The sequence below is a fragment of the Cohnella sp. GCM10012308 genome (assembly GCF_042649185.1).
Classification (GTDB): domain Bacteria; phylum Bacillota; class Bacilli; order Paenibacillales; family Paenibacillaceae; genus Cohnella.
Genome location: NZ_JBHRYU010000032.1, coordinates 13,944 through 34,311, shown reverse-complemented (window position 1 = coordinate 34,311; position 20,368 = coordinate 13,944). Strand labels below are relative to the sequence as shown.

At 62.2% G+C, this 20,368-nt stretch carries 9 protein-coding genes; all 9 read left to right on the top strand.

Annotated elements, in window-relative coordinates; translation table 11 throughout:
- Nucleotides 1-58: 58 nt before the first annotated feature.
- The 9 genes from ACFOTD_RS26820 to ACFOTD_RS26780 all read left to right on the top strand — a co-directional run bounded on the left by ACFOTD_RS26820 (nt 59) and on the right by ACFOTD_RS26780 (nt 20,331).
- Nucleotides 59-7,648, top strand: coding sequence for a fibronectin type III domain-containing protein (locus ACFOTD_RS26820; RefSeq protein WP_378123022.1), 7,590 nt, complete (start codon nt 59-61; stop codon nt 7,646-7,648).
- Between the two features lie 228 nt (nt 7,649-7,876).
- Nucleotides 7,877-10,438: a glycosyl hydrolase 2 galactose-binding domain-containing protein gene (locus tag ACFOTD_RS26815; RefSeq protein WP_378123021.1), complete on the top strand. Its 2,562-nt coding sequence runs from the start codon at nt 7,877-7,879 to the stop codon at nt 10,436-10,438.
- The gene (locus ACFOTD_RS26810; RefSeq protein ID WP_378123020.1) at nt 10,435-12,222 is read left to right on the top strand and encodes a hypothetical protein; all 1,788 of its coding nucleotides are present in this window, start codon (nt 10,435-10,437) and stop codon (nt 12,220-12,222) included. Before ACFOTD_RS26815 ends, ACFOTD_RS26810 begins: the two co-directional genes overlap by 4 nt.
- A 16-nt stretch (nt 12,223-12,238) precedes the next feature.
- Nucleotides 12,239-12,724: a hypothetical protein gene (locus tag ACFOTD_RS26805; RefSeq protein ID WP_378123019.1), complete on the top strand. Its 486-nt coding sequence runs from the start codon at nt 12,239-12,241 to the stop codon at nt 12,722-12,724.
- A 308-nt stretch (nt 12,725-13,032) separates the two neighbouring features.
- Nucleotides 13,033-14,664 (top strand): response regulator, encoded by a 1,632-nt coding sequence (locus ACFOTD_RS26800; RefSeq protein WP_378123018.1) that lies wholly within the window; start codon nt 13,033-13,035, stop codon nt 14,662-14,664.
- The gene (locus ACFOTD_RS26795; protein WP_378123017.1) at nt 14,657-16,462 is read left to right on the top strand and encodes a cache domain-containing sensor histidine kinase; all 1,806 of its coding nucleotides are present in this window, start codon (nt 14,657-14,659) and stop codon (nt 16,460-16,462) included. The genes ACFOTD_RS26800 and ACFOTD_RS26795 overlap by 8 nt, the downstream gene beginning before the upstream one ends.
- Nucleotides 16,463-16,636: 174 nt before the next feature.
- Complete coding sequence (locus tag ACFOTD_RS26790) at nt 16,637-17,611, top strand: ABC transporter permease (RefSeq protein WP_378123016.1); 975 nt, start codon at nt 16,637-16,639, stop codon at nt 17,609-17,611.
- 18 nt (nt 17,612-17,629) lie between these two features.
- The gene (locus tag ACFOTD_RS26785; RefSeq protein ID WP_378123015.1) at nt 17,630-18,511 is read left to right on the top strand and encodes a carbohydrate ABC transporter permease; all 882 of its coding nucleotides are present in this window, start codon (nt 17,630-17,632) and stop codon (nt 18,509-18,511) included.
- Nucleotides 18,512-18,600: 89 nt separating this feature from the next.
- Complete coding sequence (locus ACFOTD_RS26780) at nt 18,601-20,331, top strand: type 2 periplasmic-binding domain-containing protein (protein WP_378123014.1); 1,731 nt, start codon at nt 18,601-18,603, stop codon at nt 20,329-20,331.
- Nucleotides 20,332-20,368: the final 37 nt, after the last annotated feature.

Sequence of the window (20,368 nt, the reverse complement as noted above, 5' to 3'; positions counted from 1 at the left end):
TGACGAGATCGGATTCGACGCTTTACGCAAGACCATTCGATGAAAAGGATGTGTCCGCATGCTGTCGATCGTCAAAAAGTCAGGCTTGTCGCTGCTTGTCGCCGCATTAATCTCCTCGCCTCTTACCTTCGCCCCCGCCGCCCGCGTGCACGCGGACGCCGCCGAGACGAACGTCGCGCTCGGCCATGCCGCCGTAACCGCGAACGGCCTCGTCAGGAACGCCGTCTCGCTCGCCAAGCTCGTCGACGGCGACCGGCAGGCGTCCGCGTATGCGCTCGTCGACGCGACCGCCGGCCCCAAGTGGGTCCAGTTAGATCTCGGCGAATCGTTCAACGTCACGCGCGTCAACGTTCTGAACGACTTCAATCCCGCAGAACCGCGCACCGGCAGGGACATCATTGTCCAGCTGTCCAACGATCCTGCATTTGCAAGCGGTGTCACGACCGTCTTCAACAACGATACAGATAATACCGCCGGCCAAGGCTCGGGCGCGGACGCCTCCTATCTGGAGCCGACGGACGGCAGCGGCAAGAGCGTGACGCTCTCCGCGCCGGTCAACGCGCGGTATGTCCGGTCCTGGGCGAACGGTCATGTCCGCTCCTCCAACAATTCGATCCAGACCGTCAATACGCCGGTCGAGGTAGAGGTGTACGCCGCCGTTCCCGCGACGAATACGTCGCTGCCGAGCGCCGTCGGCCTGGCGGCAGGCAGCCCGGGAGTCAACAGCGTCGTCCTGTCCTGGACCAGTCCGGGACCGTCGGCCGTCGCCGGCTATGACATCCGGTATTCGACCTCGCCGATTACGAGCGCCAACTGGGACAACGGGCTGGTCGTCAAGCGCGTGACGGGCGAACCGTCGCCGGCTACGGCAGGGGCCGCCCAGAGCATGACCGTGAAGGGCTTGCCGTCCGGCACGGCGCTGTACTTCGCGATGAAGACGGCCGGCGGCTCGGGGCAGGTATCCGCGCTCTCCTCTCCCGTCCAGGTCTCCACCTTGCCGGTCGCCAATATCGCGCTCGGCAAGCCGGTCACGACGAACGCGTCCGGCTCGACGGGCCAGCCGTTCTCGGCGTTGACGGACGGCGTGAAGACACGCGACGCTTACTTGCTGTATAGCGTCGCCGACGGTCCGAAGTGGGTGCAGCTCGACCTGGGCAAGACGTACGACGTCGCCCGGATCAATATTCGCAACGACTGGGGCGCATCCGCCGACGTCTACCGGTACGCCCGCGACGTCGTCGTCCAGCTGTCGAACGACGCGACCTTCGCGACGGGCGTCGTCACGGTATTTAACAACGACGGCGACAACAGCGCAGGTCTCGGCGCCGGCACGGACGCCGAGTACATGGAGCCGGCCGACGGCAGCGGCAAGGACATCTCGCTCGCCGACACGGTCGGCGCGAGATATGTCCGCTACTGGGTGAACGGCCATGTCCGCGTCAACGGCTCGGTCAATACCGTGGGCACGCCCGTCGAGCTCGAGGTGTACGCCGATCCGCAGGACAGCTCGCCGCCCGCCGCGGTGACGAACCTGTCCAGCACCTTCGTCTCCTGGCAGTCCGTCGATCTCGCCTGGACGGCGCCGGGCGGCGACGGCAATACGGGCACGGCGGTCGCCTACGACCTCCGCTACGCGACAAGCGCGATCACCTCGTCCAACTGGTCCGCCGCGACGCCGGTCTCAGGCCTTCCGGCGCCTAAGGCGGCCGGCTCGGCGGAATCGTACACGGTGGCCGGATTGACGCCGGGCACGACCTATTACTTCGCGCTGAAGGCGAAGGATCTCGTCAACGAATCGCCGATCTCGAACGTCGCGTCCGTCACGACGCCGGCGGCGGACACGGTCGCTCCGGCCGCCATCGCGAACCTGCAGGCGACCCAGGCGATGTTCAAGTCCGTCAAGCTGACCTGGACGGCGCCGGGCGACGACGGCTCGAACGGCAAGGCCGCCAGCTACGACGTCCGCTATTCGACCTCGCCGATCACTTTGTCCAACTGGGCGTCCGCAACGCAGGCCGAAGGCGAGCTGCCGCAGCCGACCGCGGGCACGGCCATGCGCTTCAAGGTGACGGAACTGACGGCAGGCGCGACCTATTACTTCGCGGTCCGGACGACGGACGGCGTAGGCAACGTATCGGGGCTGTCCAACGCCGCCTCCGCCACGATCGCCACGCCGACGGCCGATGCGGTTACGGTATCCTCGCTCTCCGCTCTGCAGACGGCGATCGACGGCGCGCCTGCCGGCGGCCGGGTCATCACCCTGGCTGCGGGCACCTACAACCAGACGACGCCGATCAATATTACGGGCAAAAACAATATCACGATCAAGGGCGCCGGCAGCAATTATACGACGACGGTCGTGAAGGGGCTGGGCATCAACAACAGCACGCTCGACATCAACTTCAAGGTCAACGACTCCGATTACGTCACGTTCAAAAACATGACGATCCAGGATTCCTATTATCACGCCATCCAGGTCAATCAGGGCTCGAAGTACTTCCATGCCGACGGCCTTAAGACCTGGGACAACGGGGAAGGCGGCTTCAAGACGACCTTCGACCTGAACGGAGGCAGCGGCTACACCGATTACGGCATCATCGAGAATTCGCTGATCGGCTACACCGTGAGCGGCATGCGCAGCGTCGTGGAAGGCGTCGACCTGATCGCCTCCAGGGGCTGGATCGTCCGCGGCAACCGCGTCGAGAACGCCAAGACGTCGAACAACGGCGGCGGCTACGGCATTTTCGCCAAAGGGAATTCCATCGACACGATCTTCGAGAACAACGTGATCGTAGGCAGCTTTGTCGCCATGTCGTTCGGCGGCGGCGGCACGGGGGCAACCTTCTTCCGCAATCAGGACCAGACCTACGAGCATCGCGGCGGCATCATCCGCAACAATGTCGTCTTCGGCGCTACGGATACGGGCGTCTACCTGAACAAGGCCAACGGCTACAAGGTGTATAACAACACGATTCTGAACACCGGCTCCGGCGTCGGCGCCATCGAGCCCAGGTTCGCCGGCACGAGCGGCGAGGTGCGCAACAACCTCATGACCGGAACGGTCAAGAACCGCGACAGCGGCACCTCCGTCGCGAGCAACAACATCACGGGCGCTACGGCCGCCTGGCTGGTCGATCCGGCCGGCGGCGACTATCGCCTGCATCCGTTCAACGGGATGGCGGCCAGAGACGTCGGCATCACGCTGCCCGACGTGCCGACCGATATGTACGGCGAAGCCCGTCCGTACGGCAGCGCGTACGACGTCGGCGCCGACGAGTTCGCGCCGAGCGAGACGACGCCGCCGGCGACGACGACGAACCTGGCCGCGAGCGGTCCGACCTCGCGCACGTTCACGCTCGCGTGGACGGCGCCGGGCGACGACGGCACGACCGGTACGGCGTACGCCTACGACATTCGCTATTCGAACAGCGCGATCACGGACGCCAACTGGGACAGCGCCCAAAAGATTTACAACCTGCCGCAGCCGGCGGCGGGCGGGACGACACAGACGCTCAAGGTCGAAGGACCGACGGCGGGCGCCACCGTCTACGCCGCGATGAAAACGATCGACGACCAGGGCAACGTCTCGGCGCTGTCCAACGTGGCTTCCGTTACGATGCTGGGGAGCTCGACCACCGAGTTCACGCCGTCCGACGACGTGAATTTCGCCGGTGCCGCAGCATACGGCAACGCCGTTACCACGATCATTCAGAATAACGGCAACAGCGTCTACAACGGTTATGTCAAAGCCGACTACTCCGGCTTCGCGGGCACGGCGGCGGAGCGCGCGACGCTTAAGATGTTCCTGCAAAACAAGCCGAGCAAGACGTGGGGCGTCACGGTCACGGGGCTCCAGGACGACGCATGGACCGAGAGCGCCGTGACCAATACCACCCGTCCGAACGAGACCGGCGCGGTCGACCTGGGAAAGATCATGGTCAGCGAGCCCGGTTGGTACGAGTTCGACGTCACGGCGTTCGTGAACGCCCAGATGTCGGATCATACCGTATCCTTCAAGCTGCACGATCCGCTCGTCCAGGCGAGCTCGGCAACCTTCAACAGCACCGAGAACGCGTACAACCGGCCCTATCTCGTCTTGAGCGCTACGGATACGTTCGCGCCGGCGCAGATCGAAGACCTTGCGGTCACCGCGAAAACGATGACCAGCGCTACGTTGAAATGGACGGCGCCGGGCGACGACGGCAACGAGCGTACGGCGACGCAATACGACGTCCGCTACAGCACGTCTCCGATCACCGCGTCCAACTGGAGCGGCGCCACCCAAGCGATCGGCGAACCGACGCCTCAGGCGGCAGGCACCGCCCAGAGCTTCACGGTGTTCGGGCTGACGACGGGCGCTACGTATTACTTCGCCATAAAGACCCGTGACAACGCGAATAACGAGTCCGCCCTGTCGAACACGGCGCAGACCCTGCTGGAGTCGACCGTCAACGTCGCGCTCGGCAAGCCCGTGACGACAAACGGCGCGGTCTCCGTCTCGGCGGTGACGGACGGCACGCGAACCTCCGGCGCCTACGCGCTGATCAGCGTCGCCGACGGTCCCAAGTGGGTGCAGGTAGACCTCGGCCAGGCGTATGCGATCAGCCGGATCAACGTGCTGAACGACTGGGGCGGGACCTCGGGCGTCGCCAGGACGGGGCGCGACCACGTCGTTCAGTTGTCCAATGACCCGACGTTCCAGACGGGCGTCACGACCGTCTTCAACAACGACGCGGACAACAGCGCGGGACTCGGCACGGGCGGCGATGCGGCATACCAGGAGCCGACCGACGGCTCGGGCAAAAACATCGCGCTGACGACGCCGGTTAACGCCAGGTACGTAAGATCCTGGGCCAACGGGCACGTGAGAGTCACGGGGGAGACGAATCTGGTCAATACCCCGGTCGAGCTCGAGGCGTATGCGAATCCCGGAGATTCGACGGCGCCGGGCACGATCTCGAACCTGTCCGCGTCCGGTACGACCTGGAAGTCGACCAATCTGTCTTGGACCGCGCCGGGCGATGACGGCACGACCGGTACGGCGGCTGCCTACGACATACGGTATTATACGTCCGCCATCACGGAGAACAACTGGAACGATGCCGTGCAGCTGACGAACGAGCCGGCTCCGGCGCTTGCGGGCACGACGCAGACGCTGGCGGTGACCGGCCTGCCCGCGGGTACGGCGCTGTACTTCGCGATGCGGACGTTCGACGAGGTATCCAATGCCTCGGCCCTATCCAACGTCGTGCCCGTCACGACGGCGGCGAACGACCCGACGCCGCCTGCGGCGATCGCCGACCTCGCGGCGGCGAACCCGGGCGCGCGCAGCGTGCAGCTGACCTGGACGGCGCCGGGCAACGACGGCAACGCAGGCATGGCGGAGGGCTATGACGTCCGGTACTCGACTTCGCCCATTACAACGGAAGCCCAATGGGCTGCGGCGACCCAGGCCGAGGATGAGCTGGCGCAGAAGGCGGCGGGCGCGGCGATGAAGTACCAGGTCAATCAGCTCCAGACGGGCGTGACCTATTACTTCGCGGTCAGGACGTACGACGATGGCGGCAACTACGGCGGGCTGTCCAACCCCGTCAGCGCGGCGACCGCCGCCCAGACGCCGGGCAGCGTGACCGTAACCTCGCTCGCACAGCTGCAGACGGCGATCGACCAGGCGCCCGCGCAGGGACGGATCATCACGCTGGCCGCAGGAACGTACAGCCAGTCGGCGACGATCAACATCAACGGCAAAAACAATATTACGATCCAGGGCGCGACGGCGAACTATGACGACACGGTCGTCGCCGGTCCGGGCATCAACAGCTCGAGCCTGGACATCAACTTCAAGGTCAACGATTCGGACTATATCACGTTCAAAAACCTGACGATCCGCGATTCCTACTATCATGCGATCCAGGTGAATTCCGGGTCGGATTATTTCCGCGCCGATCATCTGAAGACATGGGACAACGGAGAGGGCGGCTTCAAGTCGACCTCGGGGGGCAGCCCGGAGCTGCCTTATGCCGACTACGGCACGATCGAGAATTCCTTGATCGGCTACACGACCGGCGGTACGCGCGACGTCGTGGAAGGGGTCGACCTGATCGCGGCCAGGGGCTGGGTCATTCGGGGCAACACCTTCCAGAACGCGAAGAAGGCCGGCGGCGTCGCATACGCCTTCTTCGCCAAGGGCAACTCGATCGATACGCTCGTCGAGAACAACGTGTTCAAGAACAGCTTCATCGCCATGTCGTTCGGCGGCGGCGGAACGGCCCCGCAGTACTTCCGGAACGGGGATACGTCGCTTGAACACCGCGGCGGCATCATGCGCAACAATGTCGTGTACGTTACGGACGACGCCGGCGTCTATATGAACAAAGCGTCCGGCTTCAAGGTGTACAACAACACGATCCTGGGCGTTCCGTCGGGCGTAGGGTCCGTGGAATCCAGGTACGCGGCGAGCAGCGGAGAAGTCCGCAACAACCTGATGGATAAAGCGGTGAAGCCGCGCGACGGCGGTACCGCGACGAGCAGCAACAACATTACGAACGGCACCGCGAGCATGCTGGTCAACGCGGCCGCCGGCGATTACCACCTGAATCCGGCCACCGCCCAAGCGGCGATCGACGCCGGCATCGCGCTGACCGCCGACGTACCGTTCGACATGGACGGCCAGCCGCGTCCTTCCGGCTCGGCCTACGACATCGGCGCCGACGAGCTCAGCGTGACGCCGGCCGCCCCTACCGGACTCACGGCCAGTCTGGTCGGCGGCAACGTCCAACTGGCCTGGAACCTCGTGTCCGGGGCGACCGGCTACACGGTGAAGCGCGCGACGGTCGCCGGGGGCCCGTATACGAGCTTGGCCACGGGCGTGACGACCAACGCCTATACCGATAAAGCGGCGGCTCCCGGCGCGACCTACTACTATACCGTCTCCGCCGCGAACGCGGCAGGTTCGGGGCCGAATGCCGCCGAGGCGTCGGTCACGGTGCCATTGGCTGCGCCGACCGGTCTCGCCGCGACGGGCGGCAGCGGCACGGTCAACCTGGGTTGGACGGCTTCCTCCGGCGCGAGCGGCTACAACGTGAAGCGCGGCACCGTCAGCGGCGGCCCGTACAGCGTCGTCGCGACGAGCGTGACCGGCGTCGTCTATGCCGATACGACCGTATCCAACGGCACGACGTACTACTATGTCGTGAGCGCGGTCAGCCTCGGCGGCGAGAGCGCCGATTCCGCGCAGGCGTCGGCTACGCCTTCCAGCGGCGCTGCGCTCAGCCGCACGGGCTGGACCGCGACGTCGTCGACCAACGCTGCTACGGCCAACGCGCTCGACGGCAACGCAACGACCCGCTGGACGTCCAGCGGCGCGCAGAGCGTAGGCCGGTATTATCAGGTCAATATGGGCGCGGCCAAAACCTTCAACAAGATCACGCTGGACTCCACGGGCGGCAGCGACTATCCCCGCGCCTACGAGGTGTACGTTTCCTCGGACGGCACGAATTGGGGCACCGCAGTCGCAAGCGGCACGGGCAGCGGCAATGTGCAGACCGTGACGTTCTCCGTGCAGACGGCCCAGTATATCAAGGTCGTGCTGACGGCCGCGGCATCCCCGTGGTGGAGCATCTACGAGTTCAACGTGTATGAGCCTTAAGCGTCCGCATTCAGCTTGATTCGCTTCCGACCGGCCGCCGGCGGCAGCCCGATTCCGGGCCGCTCCGGCGGTTTTTTCGCGTCGCCGCGCCGGCCGCGGCACGAGGACAAAAGCTTCTCAGTAAAAGCCAGCAATGACTCGTTTATAAAGAACGGCGTCCTCTCTAACATGGTAGATAGCCGCATAACACAAGACGGGTCGATGGCGATGGCCGGGAAGGGATGGACGATGATACCGATCAAGACGAATATCGTAGCGCTGGACCGCGACTGGAAAATACAAGGCTTCGACGGCAGGGAGGCGATCCCGGACGCCGTGCACCGGGCGGACTACGACGATGCGGAGTGGCTCGCGGCGGCGGTGCCGGGAGACGTGCACGCCACGCTGCTGGCGCATGGGCGCATCGAGGATCCCTACTACTCGACCAACGATCAGGCTTGCCTGTGGATCGAGCGCAAAACCTGGGTGTACCGCACCGCGTTCGACCGTCCGGAAGCGGAGGAGACGGCGGGCCTGCTGCTGGAGCTGGACGGCCTAGATACGCTCGCGGAGGTATTCCTCAACGGGGAATCGGTCGCCGTGTCCGACAATATGTTCGTGCCGGTTGCGGCCGAGCTCTCCGGGAAGCTGAAGGAGCGGGACAACGTGCTTGTCGTCCGCTTCGATCCGGTCGTCGAATACGCGGCCCGGCAGGACGTCTCCCGCTTCTGGTCCAAGGTCAACTACGAGCGAATCTGGCTGCGCAAGTGCGCGTGCAATTTCTCGTGGGACTGGAGCCCGCGCATCGTGACGGCCGGCATTTGGAAGGAAGCCCGGCTGAAGGTCGTGCATGCGGCGCGGCTTGCGCACCTTCACTTCAAGACGCTGTCGATCGGCCCGGATCGCGCGGAGGTCGAGGTCGAGGCCGAAGTCCGGCACCGGAGCGCGGACATGCGGCTAACGGCGGAGACGATCCTGCGCGGTGGAGAATTCGAGGCGAGGTACGAGACGGACGTTACGGACGGCAGGATCGGCTTGCGGTTCGAGGTGGAGCGGCCCGCGCTCTGGTGGACGTTCGATCACGGAGAGCCCTTCCTCTATGAGCTGACCGTAAACCTGAAGGCGGACGGCGAGCTCGTCGACACGATCTCCGAGCAGGTCGGCATCCGCACCGTGGAGGTGCAGCTTCGTTCGGAGAGCGGCAGTCCCCGGTTTCTGTTCGTCCTGAACGGCCGGCCGGTCTACGCTAAAGGCGCGAACTGGATTCCCGCCCACAACTTCATCGGCGCCATCCCGGACGAGCGCTACGAGGATCTCGTCGCGCTCTCCCGCGAGGCCAACATGAACATGCTGCGGGTCTGGGGCGGAGGCGTCTACGAGAAGGCGGCGTTCTACCGCGCCTGCTCCCGTCAGGGGATCCTGGTATGGCAGGACTTCATGTTCGCCTGCAGCGAGGTGCCCGATTACGACGAGGCTTACATGGCCAGCGTGCGCGCGGAGATCGTGGCGAACGTGAAGGCGCTGCGCAGCTATCCGTGCATCGCGATCTGGGCGGGCAACAACGAGAGCCAGGCGATCCACAGCGAAAAGATGCGCTATCGCAGCGATACCCGCTTCTACGGCGCGAAAATTTTCCACGAAATGATGCCCGAGCTGCTGGAGAAGCTCGATCCGACGCGGCTGTATTGGCCCAGCTCGCCTTGGGGCGGCAACGATCCGAACAGCTTCGACGAAGGGGACACGCACAACTGGGCCGTATGGGCGGGGGACGTCTATCCGCGGCATTACGGCGAAGGCTTCAAGATGGACGTATCGCCGTACGGCATCTCGTATCGAAGATATGCGGACGACACCTCCAAGTTCAGCAGCGAGTTCGGCATTCACGGGAGCACGGTGAAGGAGACGCTGCGGCGCAGCGTCCCGGAGGGCGAGCTCTACTACGGCAGCTTCGAGGTCGATTACCGCAACAAGGATTACGAGCCGGAAAAAGCGTCCATCACGATGGCGGGCTACTCCGGGCTGCCGCGCGATCTGGACGAGTACGTCGATTTCTCGATGCTGTGCCAGGCGGAGGGGCTCAAATTCGGCGTCGAGCATTTCCGCAGGCGGAAGCCCGAGAACGGCGGCTCCCTTATCTGGCAGCTCAACGACTGCTGGCCGGGCATCAGCTGGAGCCTGATCGACTATTACTTATTCCCCAAGGCTTCCTATTACTACGCCCGCCGCTTCTATCATCCGTTGCTGCTGTCGTTCAAGGAGGACGAGGGCCGGATCTCCGTCTGGATGACCAACGACAGCGCCGAAGCATTCGACGATACGATTACGGTCGGCGTGCGCAGCTGCTTCGGCCATCCGATCTACGAGGAGACGTTCGAGGTGAGCGTGGCGGCGAATGCCTCCATGCAGATCGTCGAATATGCGCCAGCGGAGATCGAGTGGCGTCTCGGCGTCATCGACAGGCGGTCCCGGTTCATGTTCGCGCGCAGCGCCAGGGAAGACGTCTACGATAATCATTTCTTTTTCGCCGAGCACAAGGATCTTCGGTTCAGCCCCTGCCGGCTGCAGGTGACCAGGGAAGAAGGACCTGAAGGCGTCGTCATCGCGATCGAGACCGATACATTCGCTCGGTTCGTCAAGCTGGAGTGCCCGATCGATCACACGATGTTCTCGGACAACTATTTTAACCTGCTGCCTGGCGAGCGCAGGACGGTGCTGGCGACGAACCGCAAAGGCACTCGCGTTCTCGCATCGGACATCGCCGTCTCGGCGCTCAACGCCAAAAAAACGCAGCGACAGGAGGTCAGGGCATGAGCAGCAGCAGCTATCTGATTCACGATATGGTCCGCGTCTGTCCGCAGACCGGGGAGGCGCTCGAGGAGCAGGCACGCACCCGATCGCTCGCCGAGCTGGCCGAAGTTTCGTCCGATTTGACTTCGCCGCGCAACGCCTACTTGTCTTTTCAGTTGATCGTCAGGCTCGACGCGGCGGGACCTTCCGCGATCCGGTTCGAGGCCGAGGCGCTGCGGAGCGAGCAGGGCGAGATCGGCGCGGACGAATTCGTTTTTTATGCGCAGTGGTACCATCGCGTGCAAGCGCGGTATTACCCCGACGCCCTGGTGCCGCTGGAAGCCGAAGGAGACGGGCCTCGGACGTTGGCCGCGGTCGCGTCGGCGAACGGCGTGGAGGACCAGGCGTACTTGGCCCTCTGGGTCGACCTGTTCGTTCCTGCCGGCGTCGGGGCGGGGGACTACCGCGGCGCGGTCCGCGTGACGACGGGGAGCGGGACCGATGCGCATGCGATCAGGCTCCGCGTGCTGCATACGGCCGTGCCGGACGAATCGCTGGTGATCGCCGACCTGAACAGCTACGCGGACAATTTGTCGCGCCGGATGGACAGCCTTCGGAGCAACCCGGACCGCTACGAGGACGGCACGTACTTCAAGACGGAGCAGGCGTTTTTCCGAATGGCCCACGAGCACCGCTGCCTGCTGCATTATTTGCCTTACGAGCACTCGGGGCGCATTCCCGCCGCCTTTATCCCTGAGCTCGAAGGCAAAGGGAAAGAGATGCGCGTCAAGGACTGGTCGGCGTTCGACGAACACTTCGGCCCCTATCTCGACGGCTCGGCCTTCGCGGATACGAAGCGGGGCGAGATTCCGATTCCGTACATGTATCTGCCGTTCAACTTTCACTGGCCGGCCGATTACGCCAAGTTCGGGACCAAGGGCTACCGCACGGAATTCGCCGGCATCATGGAGGAATTCCACCGCCACTTCACGGAGCGCGGGTGGCTGCGGACGAAGTTCGAGCTTTTCCTGAACCACAAGAAGCGGTATAAGCTGTTCCCGTACGACGGCGACGAGACGCGCTTCGTCTGGGACGAGAAGGTCAACGACATTTATTACGACCTGGCGAAGGACGTGCTGGAGAAAGAAAGCGGCGCGCAGTTCGTATTTCGTACCGATGCCAGCTGGAGCTACGGGCTGCACTTCGAGAAATACGCGGATCTCATCAAGCTGTGGGTCGTCAATCATCAGATGTTCTCCTGGTTCCCGGAGAGCCTGGGCGCGCTGCGCGATGCCGGCTGCGAGGTGTGGACTTACGGCGGGGCCGAGCGGATCTCGCATCCCCTGCTCGCCACCGTGATCTCTCCGCTGGCCGCCGTGGCGCGGGGCGTGGACGGGTTCGTGTACTGGGAAAACACGAAGTGGGGAGACGGGTGGCGCGAGACGCCCGATTCGGAAGGAAGCACGACGATGTTCTACCCCGGTGACCGGCTGTTCGGGCTCCAGGGACCGATCCCGTCGATCCGGCTCAAGGCGCTCCGCAACGCGATGCAGGTCGCGGACTGCATGGAGCAGTGGATCCGCGCGCAGCCGGAGGCCGGCAGAGAGCGGATGGGCGGGGCGATCGCCGAGGCGTTCGGACTTGCGCCGGGAGCCTGGTGGCCCGGCAAGCCGGACTTTCTTGACAAGCCGCCGTACGAGTGGGAAAACGCGATGTTCAGCGAAGCGCCCAAAGCCTCGCTGCACGAGGGCAGACCGTCGGAAACGTTTAACGACCTGAAACAAAGTCTGTGGGGAATCCTGGGATAAGGAGGCGAAAGCCGCAATGAAGCCGAAAACGTATAGCCTGATGGAAATCGCAAGGCTGGGCGCGCTGTTCCTTCCCGGCGACTGCCTCGAAGAGGTCATGCCGCCCGACCGGCGGGAATACCCGCTGCGGGTCGCCGGCACGGAGAGCGAGTTCGCGCTCGGCGACGAGATCGACTTCGTGGAAGACCGCTTCAACGCCCTGAAGCGGGTGCTCCTGCTGACCGAGCGGATCGATCCGCTCCGCAGGCCGTATGCGGCGCTGTGGATCAGGAGGCCCGAAAACCCGTCGCACGGCGAAGTCATGGTCGCGGGCGGCGCGCTGCCGTCCGAGGGGACGCATATCATGGTTTTGTGGCCGGAGATTTTGCGCGCGTTCTCCGGACGTCCTACGCGCCGGGACCGGGAGGCTGGACAGACGGTCTATTTTCCGGTCCGGAATTCCGACGAAGAGATCGTCGGGGTGCTGGAGCTGACCGAGAACGTTCCGCCTATGTTTGTTTAAAAAGTAACGCTGCCGTAGCTGCTATACTGTCGGAAGCATCGATTCTCAACGAACCCGCGGTTCATCTCGCGGATTTCGGAGGAATCGGTGCTTTTCTCTTTTTTTGGGAAGGGATGGATGCCCTATAGAGAGAATTATTGAGCCAGAGAGACGAATCGGCGTCTCGGCTCGGCATAGAGCTAATAATGGCCTGCATTCGCCTAAATTGACCCATAGCGGCGCGGGGAGCCCCTGCTCAAAATGAAGATCACAGCCGCATACCGTTATCGACACGCCATTTTATCAGCGAAAATCGAGGAGGCGAAGCGATGGTCCGGATCTTGATCGTCGACGACGAAAGGGAAATTCGCAACGGTCTTGTCAAACAGATCCCCTGGTCGGCGTGGGGCGTCGACGAGGTGCTGGACGCCGACGACGGCGATACGGCGCTGGGGCTGGCGATCGCGCATCGGCCGGACCTGATCGTCACGGATATTCGAATGCCCCGCATGACCGGCTTGAAGCTGATCGAGGCGCTCGCTCGGGAGAGGTACGGCGGCAGCACGATCGTGGTCAGCGGCTTCGACGATTTTCATTATGCCAAGGAAGCATTCAAGCTCGGCGTATCGGACTACCTGCTCAAGCCCCTCGACAAGGACGACTTGTTCAAGGCGGTTACGGTGGCGCTCCAGCGACAGCGCGAGAAAAACGAAAGCGAGCTGAGCCGCAGCCTCATCCGGCAGGGGTACGAGTCTGCCGTCCCCAAGATCAGGGAAGAGCTTCTGCGCCGATTGATCGGGCGGCCTTACCGCGAGGATCCCGCGGCCCGGATCGAGCACAAGCTGGGGCAGCTGGACCTTGCGTGGCTGATCGAGGGGCAGCTCCGGGTCGCTGTATTTGGAATAGACAATTTGAAGGCGCTCACAACCAAGGATTCCGCGTTCGACAAGGAGACGCTGTTCTCGGAGCTCGAGGATGCTCTCTCGCAGACGATCGCCGCAGGGCATCCCTGCCGCCACGCGCTGTTCAGGTCCGAACAGGACGACTGGATCGCGATTCTAGGGCAAGCGGACGCGGATATGAGCGGGTCGCGCGTTGACCTGCTCGAGGAGGCCCGCGAGCGGATCGGGCACATGCCGGAGATACGGCTGGACATGGGCGAGGCCGTCGGAGAAGGCGGCCTCCGGCAATTGTCCGACTTGTACCGCAGCGCGCAGGAGTCGCTTGTCAGCCGGAGGCTCCGGGGCGGCGAAGCGGCGGAGGAAGCCGCCGGGAGCGATCCCGGCGCCCGGCCGGAGTACCAGTTGGCTGACGCAAGGGAACTGGTAGAAATCATGAAGTTCGGCACGGACAGAGAGATTCGGGAGGCGATGTCCGGATTTCCGAAGCTGGCCAAGGCCTGGGAGGTCAAGCATCCGAACGACCTCCAGCAGCGCACGTTCGAATGGCTGCTCGACGTATTCCGGACCGCGCAAAAAACGGCGGGCTGGAAGGAAACGTCCTGGGAAAAGCATCCGATCGCGCTCTGGGAACATCTCGAACGCTTCGACACGCTGGAGTCGCTCAGGGAGCAGGCGACGGAGCAGCTGCTGAAGGCGGCGGAGAGCATCAAGGCGCAGTCCGGATCGCGCAGCCAGATCGTAGACGAGGCCCAGCGCATCATTCATGCGCGCTACCAGGAAAACCTGACGCTGCAAATGGTCGCCGAGCATGTGCATGTGACGCCGGTATGGCTTAGCAAGCTGTTCAAAAAAGAAACCGACATGAACTTCCTGGAGTACCTGACCGACGTGCGTCTGAAAAACGCGGCGGATCGGCTGGGCGATCTCAGGTACAAGGTTTATCAGATCAGCTACATGGTCGGTTACCAGGATCCGGTCCACTTCGCCAAGCTGTTCAAGCGGGCGTACGGCTGCACGCCGCAGGAGTACCGCAACAGCCGGAGCTGCCGGCATGAGTAGGCCGGTCCGAGCGCAACTGGGGCGCTTCTCGATCCGCCGTCAAGTGATCGTTCTGTTTTTTCTGATCGTCGTGCTTCCGTTCCTGTTCATCGGCTATTTCGCCTATTCCAAATCCGTTAAGGCCATTCAGGACGTGAGCTCGATCGTGTCCATGGAGATGATGGACAAGAACGCGAAGGTGCTGGACAACTATCTGGACCTGGTTGACAGCGCCCAGAACGAGATCATGTATTCCAAGGAGATGCAGCAGCTGCTGAGCATACGGCCCTCCGGCGAACTCGAAGAGCTCGAGATCGCCTCCAGGCTCGTTCAGTACACCGGTATGCTGAACAGCAACACGCATGCGTATACGATCCGGATTTTCCCGATCGAGCCTTCCCGCTACCCGACCTTTACGCATACGATCTACCAGGACGCCGACGTGGAGAACCAGGCCTGGTTCCGTCTGGCCAAGGAAATGAAATCCCCTTATTGGCAGCTTTTTCTGCCGCAAGACAATCCGGCCCTGTACAAGGAGCCGATACTGTCCAAAATCAAACAATTGTACGGCTTGAACCAATCCGAGCCGCTGGGCTTCGTCGCCGCCGACATCAAGGCGAGCACGCTGAGCGAATACCTGGCGCCGGTCAAAATGGTGGATCGGCAGCAGGTCATGCTGCTGAACGAGAACAATACGATCGTTTATCACCAGGATGCGGAGCGGATCGGCACCCGATTCGACTCGCCCGGGCTGGACGCCTTCCTGACCCGGTCCGCGGAGGCGGCAAGTCCGCTCTCTATCGAGGGCGTGCAGTATATGGCGACATATGCCTCGCTGACCCATAACGATTGGAAGGTGCTCAGCCTTATTCCCGTATCGGTGCTGACGAGACCGGTATCGGGCATCGAGCAGATCAGCCTTTTCTTCCTGCTGTTCTATCTCGCGATCTCCGTCTTTACGGTCGCCTTCTTCACGCTTAGGTTCACCAATCCGATCCAGAAGCTTGTCAAGGCCATGCGCAAGGTGGAGCGCGGGGAGACGGTGCACAACTGGCCGCAGCTAAGGCGATCGGACGAGATCGGCTGGCTGTATATGGGCTTCGACAATATGGTGCGCAAAATCGACGAACTGGTCCGGAGCGCGGAGAAAGAGGCGAAGGACAAAAAAGAACTGGAGTTCCAGGTGCTTACGCATCAGATCAACCCGCATTTTCTGTACAACACCCTCGAGGCGATACGCTGGAAGGCGGAGAGCAGGCAAGCGTCCGATATCAGCGAGATGGTCCGGTCGCTCGGCAACCTGCTGCGGCTCAGCCTGAACGACGGCCGTGAGCTGACGACGGTCGAACGCGAGATCGAACACGTCAAGGCCTATGTCGCCATCCAGTCCGCGCGTCAGGATACGTCGATCCGGGTCGTCTATATGATCGACGAGGAGATCCTGCCGCTGCCCTGCATGCGGCTGATGCTCCAGCCGCTCGTGGAGAACGCGATCAAGCACGGCACCCGGCACGCCGGCGACGGTGAGGCCGTCAAGATCCTGATCCGGGGCAGCCGCGAGCCGTACCGGCTGCAGTTCGAGATCGTGGACAACGGACCGGGGATTCCCGAGGCGCTGCGCGACGGGCTGTTGACCGCCGAGACGGAGATCCCCCACAGGCGCAAAGGAGTCGGTTTGCGCAACGTCCATGAACGGCTGGCGCTCTATTTCGGCGAACGGTACGGGCTGCGGATCGAGAACAGGGAAGAGGGCGGGACGTTTATCGGAATCTCTCATCCGGTCCTGGACGCGGAGCCGGGGCAGCGGGAAGCGATCTGATGAAGTCGCGGCACGGCCGTTCGTCCGGTTAAGCTCCTGAACCGGCGGGCGGCTTTTTTCTGCGACGATGCCGAACAGTTTAAAAATCTCCCAGTAAAGAACAACTTTAAGAGATACTATGCCCGCACGGGCGGAAGCTATAATAAAGCTCAAGCAAGACGGAGGTGAACCGGAATGGAAACAAAGGCAGCCGCAAACGCAGAACCCGTCCAGAGCGCGCGCCAGGCAGCTGCGGTCCGAAGGTCTCCGCTATGGATGCGAATTCGGAAGCAGCAGGCGCTATTGTGGATGTCCGTGCCGATCATGCTCCATCTGGTGCTTTTCCAGTTCGTGCCGCTATGGGGATGGCTGATGGCGTTCAAGGATTACCACATCGGACAAAGCTTGTGGAAGGCGGACTGGGTCGGATTCAAGCACTTCAGAACGTTGCTTACCCACGACGAATTTTTGCAAGCGCTTCGAAACAACTTCGCGATGAACCTCATGCAGCTGATCCTCGGGACGCTAAGCTCCATCGCGCTTGCGGTCGTGCTCAGCGAGCTAAGAAGCAAAAACTTCGTCCGCATCGTCCAGACGATGACCTATCTGCCCCACTTCGTCTCCATGGTCGTCGTCGCCAACATTTTCGTCATGCTCCTGTCGCCGGACGGCGGCCTGATCAACGACCTGCTGATCAAGCTGGGCTGGATCGACGAGAGCGTCTTCTTCTTCGGCAAGCCGACATGGTTCTGGGTCATTCATACGATCATCATCACCTGGAAGGGCTTCGGCTGGGGCGCGATCATCTATCTGGCCGCGATCGCCGGCATCAACCCCAGTCTGTACGACGCGGCGATGGTCGACGGCGCCAACCGGTGGCAGCGAGTCAAGTACATTGTCATACCGTCCATCATGCCCACCGTCATCCTGCTCACCATCCTGTCGATCGGCGGCCTCATGACAGGCGGATTCGAATCGCAGTTCCTGCTCGGCAACGTGATCAACGCGGAATATTCCCAGGTCATCTCGATTCTGGCGCTCAGGCTGGGGCTTAACGCAGGGGACTTCTCGTTCGGCACGGCGGTCGGCATCTTCAACTCCGTCGTCGGCATCACGCTGGTTCTGTCCGTGAACGCAATCGCCAAGCGGTATCAAGCCAACCTCTTCTAACGATAGGAGCGAATCGCCATGCCTCTTCACCGCAGTGCGGGAGAGCGAACGTTCGACGCCGCGTTGTATGCGCTGCTGGCCGTGGCCGCTTTTACCACTGTCTACCCGTTTATCTACTTGCTGATCATCTCGCTGAACGAGACCGCGGATGCGCTGAAGGGCGGACTGTACTTTTGGCCGCGCAAGTTCACGCTCGAAAATTACGCGTACGTGTTCCAGAAGGACACCCTCTTGCGGGCATCGGTCAACTCGGTGCTCCGCACCGTGATCCAGACCGTCCTTTCCGTGTTCGCCTGCGGCATGCTCGCTTATGTCCTCAGCCGCAAGCACTTCATGCTGCGCCGCTTTTTCATCCTCATGCTTATCGTCACGATGTACGTGAGCGGCGGATTGATCCCGACCTACCTGCTGATCAAAAACCTGCATCTGCTCAACACGTTCGCGGTTTACATCGTGCCGGGCCTGGTCAGCGCTTTTTACATCTTCGTCATGCGCACCTTTTTCGAGCAGCTGCCGGACGGGCTCGTCGAGTCCGCTTATATCGACGGCGCCAACGACTTCCGGATATATACGCAGATCATCCTCCCGGTCAGCCTGCCCGTCCTAGCCACGATCGCGCTGTACGTCGCGGTAGGGGAATGGAATTCGTGGTTCGACAACTACTTGTACAACAGCCGCAACGAGAAGCTGGCCGTCCTCCAATACGAGCTTCAGAAAATGATTCAAGTCGTCGAGAACACCGCCGCGGAAGGCGGGGAGGAAGGCAACGCCCGCGTCATCTCTCCTCTCACCATCAAGTCCACGCTGACCATTCTCGTCACCGTCCCGATCCTGCTCGTTTATCCGTTTCTGCAAAAGTACTTCGTCAAAGGCTTGACGCTGGGTTCGATGAAGGATTGATTTCACGGCGGCCGCCGCTGTACCCGGCTCGCTAGTCGGCGGGCGCCTGAAATAAATAGCACGATACGAAATTGGGAGGTCGCCAGCGTATGTGGAAAATGAAGAAGCACGGTTTGGTGTCCGTACTGCTATTGTTCGGTATTGTCGCGACGGCTTGCTCGAATGGCAACGGGAACGGCAACAAGGGGGCTTCGCAGGAAGCTTCGCCCAGTCAGTCCGCGGCGCCGAGCGCGTCGGCGTCCGCATCGGCATCCCCGTCCGCGTCGGGAGGCGAAGCGGCCCGCGAGCCGTTCACCTTCACGATGAACACGGACAATCCGAACATCAATTGGAACAACGAAGTTGCGCAGGAAGTTACCAAGCGGACCGGCGCCACGATCAAGTGGGACGTCATTACGGGCGACTTCCGGGAGAAGATGAACGTCTGGCTGGCCGCCGGGGATTATCCGGAGGTCATTAACATCCACGACAACACGCTACAGTCCTACATCGGCGCGAAGGCCGTCCTGGACCTGACCGACCTGATCAAGACGCATGCGCCCAACATCATGAAGGCGTACAACAACGATCTGTCCTCTCTCCAGCAGCCGGACGGCAAAGTATACGGCTTGCTGCAGCCGCCTACCCAAAAAGTCAATAATCTGACCCAGGCGGGCTGGATCGCCATTCAATCGGCGGTGCTGAAGGAAGCCGGCTATCCGGAGATCAAGACGCTCGACGACGTCAAGAAGGTCACCGTCGACTATATGAAGAAGTATCCCGACATCGGCGGCGGCAAGACGATCGGCTTCTCCAACTACGGCGCGGCCAACCAGCTGTACAATGTTTTCGATACGTCGGCCCGTTCCTATGCCGGTCTGCCGACGACGGCCCAATATTTCGTCGACGATCAGAACAACGCCAGACTGCGCTTTTTCGAGCCGGGCTACACGGACTTTTTCAAGTTCCTGAACCAGATCAACAAGGAAGGCCTGTTCGACCCCGAGTCGCTCATTCAGACGCAGGAGCAGTTCACCACCAAGTGCAGCCAGGGCCGCGTCCTCGTCATTTTCGGCGGCGGCGGCAACTGCAACGGCAGTCTCGAGCAGAACAACATGGCGGACCGGACTTACATCAACTTCGATATCGTCGCGCCGGGCAAGACCAAGCTCGCCGTCAAGCCGTCCACCTATGCGAGCCGCGGCGGCGACATGTGGCTGTCGATCACCAAGAACGCCAAAAATCCGGAGCGCATAATCCAGTTCTACGACGATATGTTCAAGCTGGAAAATCAAATCCTCGTCGGCTGGGGCATCGAAGGCAAATACTACACGGTCGAAAACGGCAAGCGGACGGTTACGGATTGGCTGATCGACGAGTACAAGAACAGGCCGAATACGTTCTGGGAGGATCTCGGAATGGGCTACGCCCGTCCGCTGTCCACCAACTATGCCTCGGGCTTCACGCTGTCGGACGGCGACTTCGCGATGTACAGTTTCTCGGAGAGCTGGATCTCCAAAAACATGAATGCGGTCGCGATCGAGACGCTCGGCAAATACGGGGCCAAGACGTCCGCGGATCTGCTGGTGAAAGGCGAGGAGAAAGACTACCAGTTCGCCGGCTCGGTCGCCAAGTGGACGGACGACATCAAAACCTTCAACACGGAAGCGATCGCGGAGTGGGGCAAGACGCTGCCGAAGTTCATCCTCGAGAAGGACGAATCCAAGCTGGACGGCATCTGGCAGGGGCTTGAAAAAACGCTTAAGGGCAAGGGGCTCGACAAGCAGAACCAGGAAGTGACGGCCATCTATCAGGAATACCTGAAGTCGGTCGGGAAATAACGGGTTGAAATAAAGAGAAGCCGTTCCGGCAGCAACG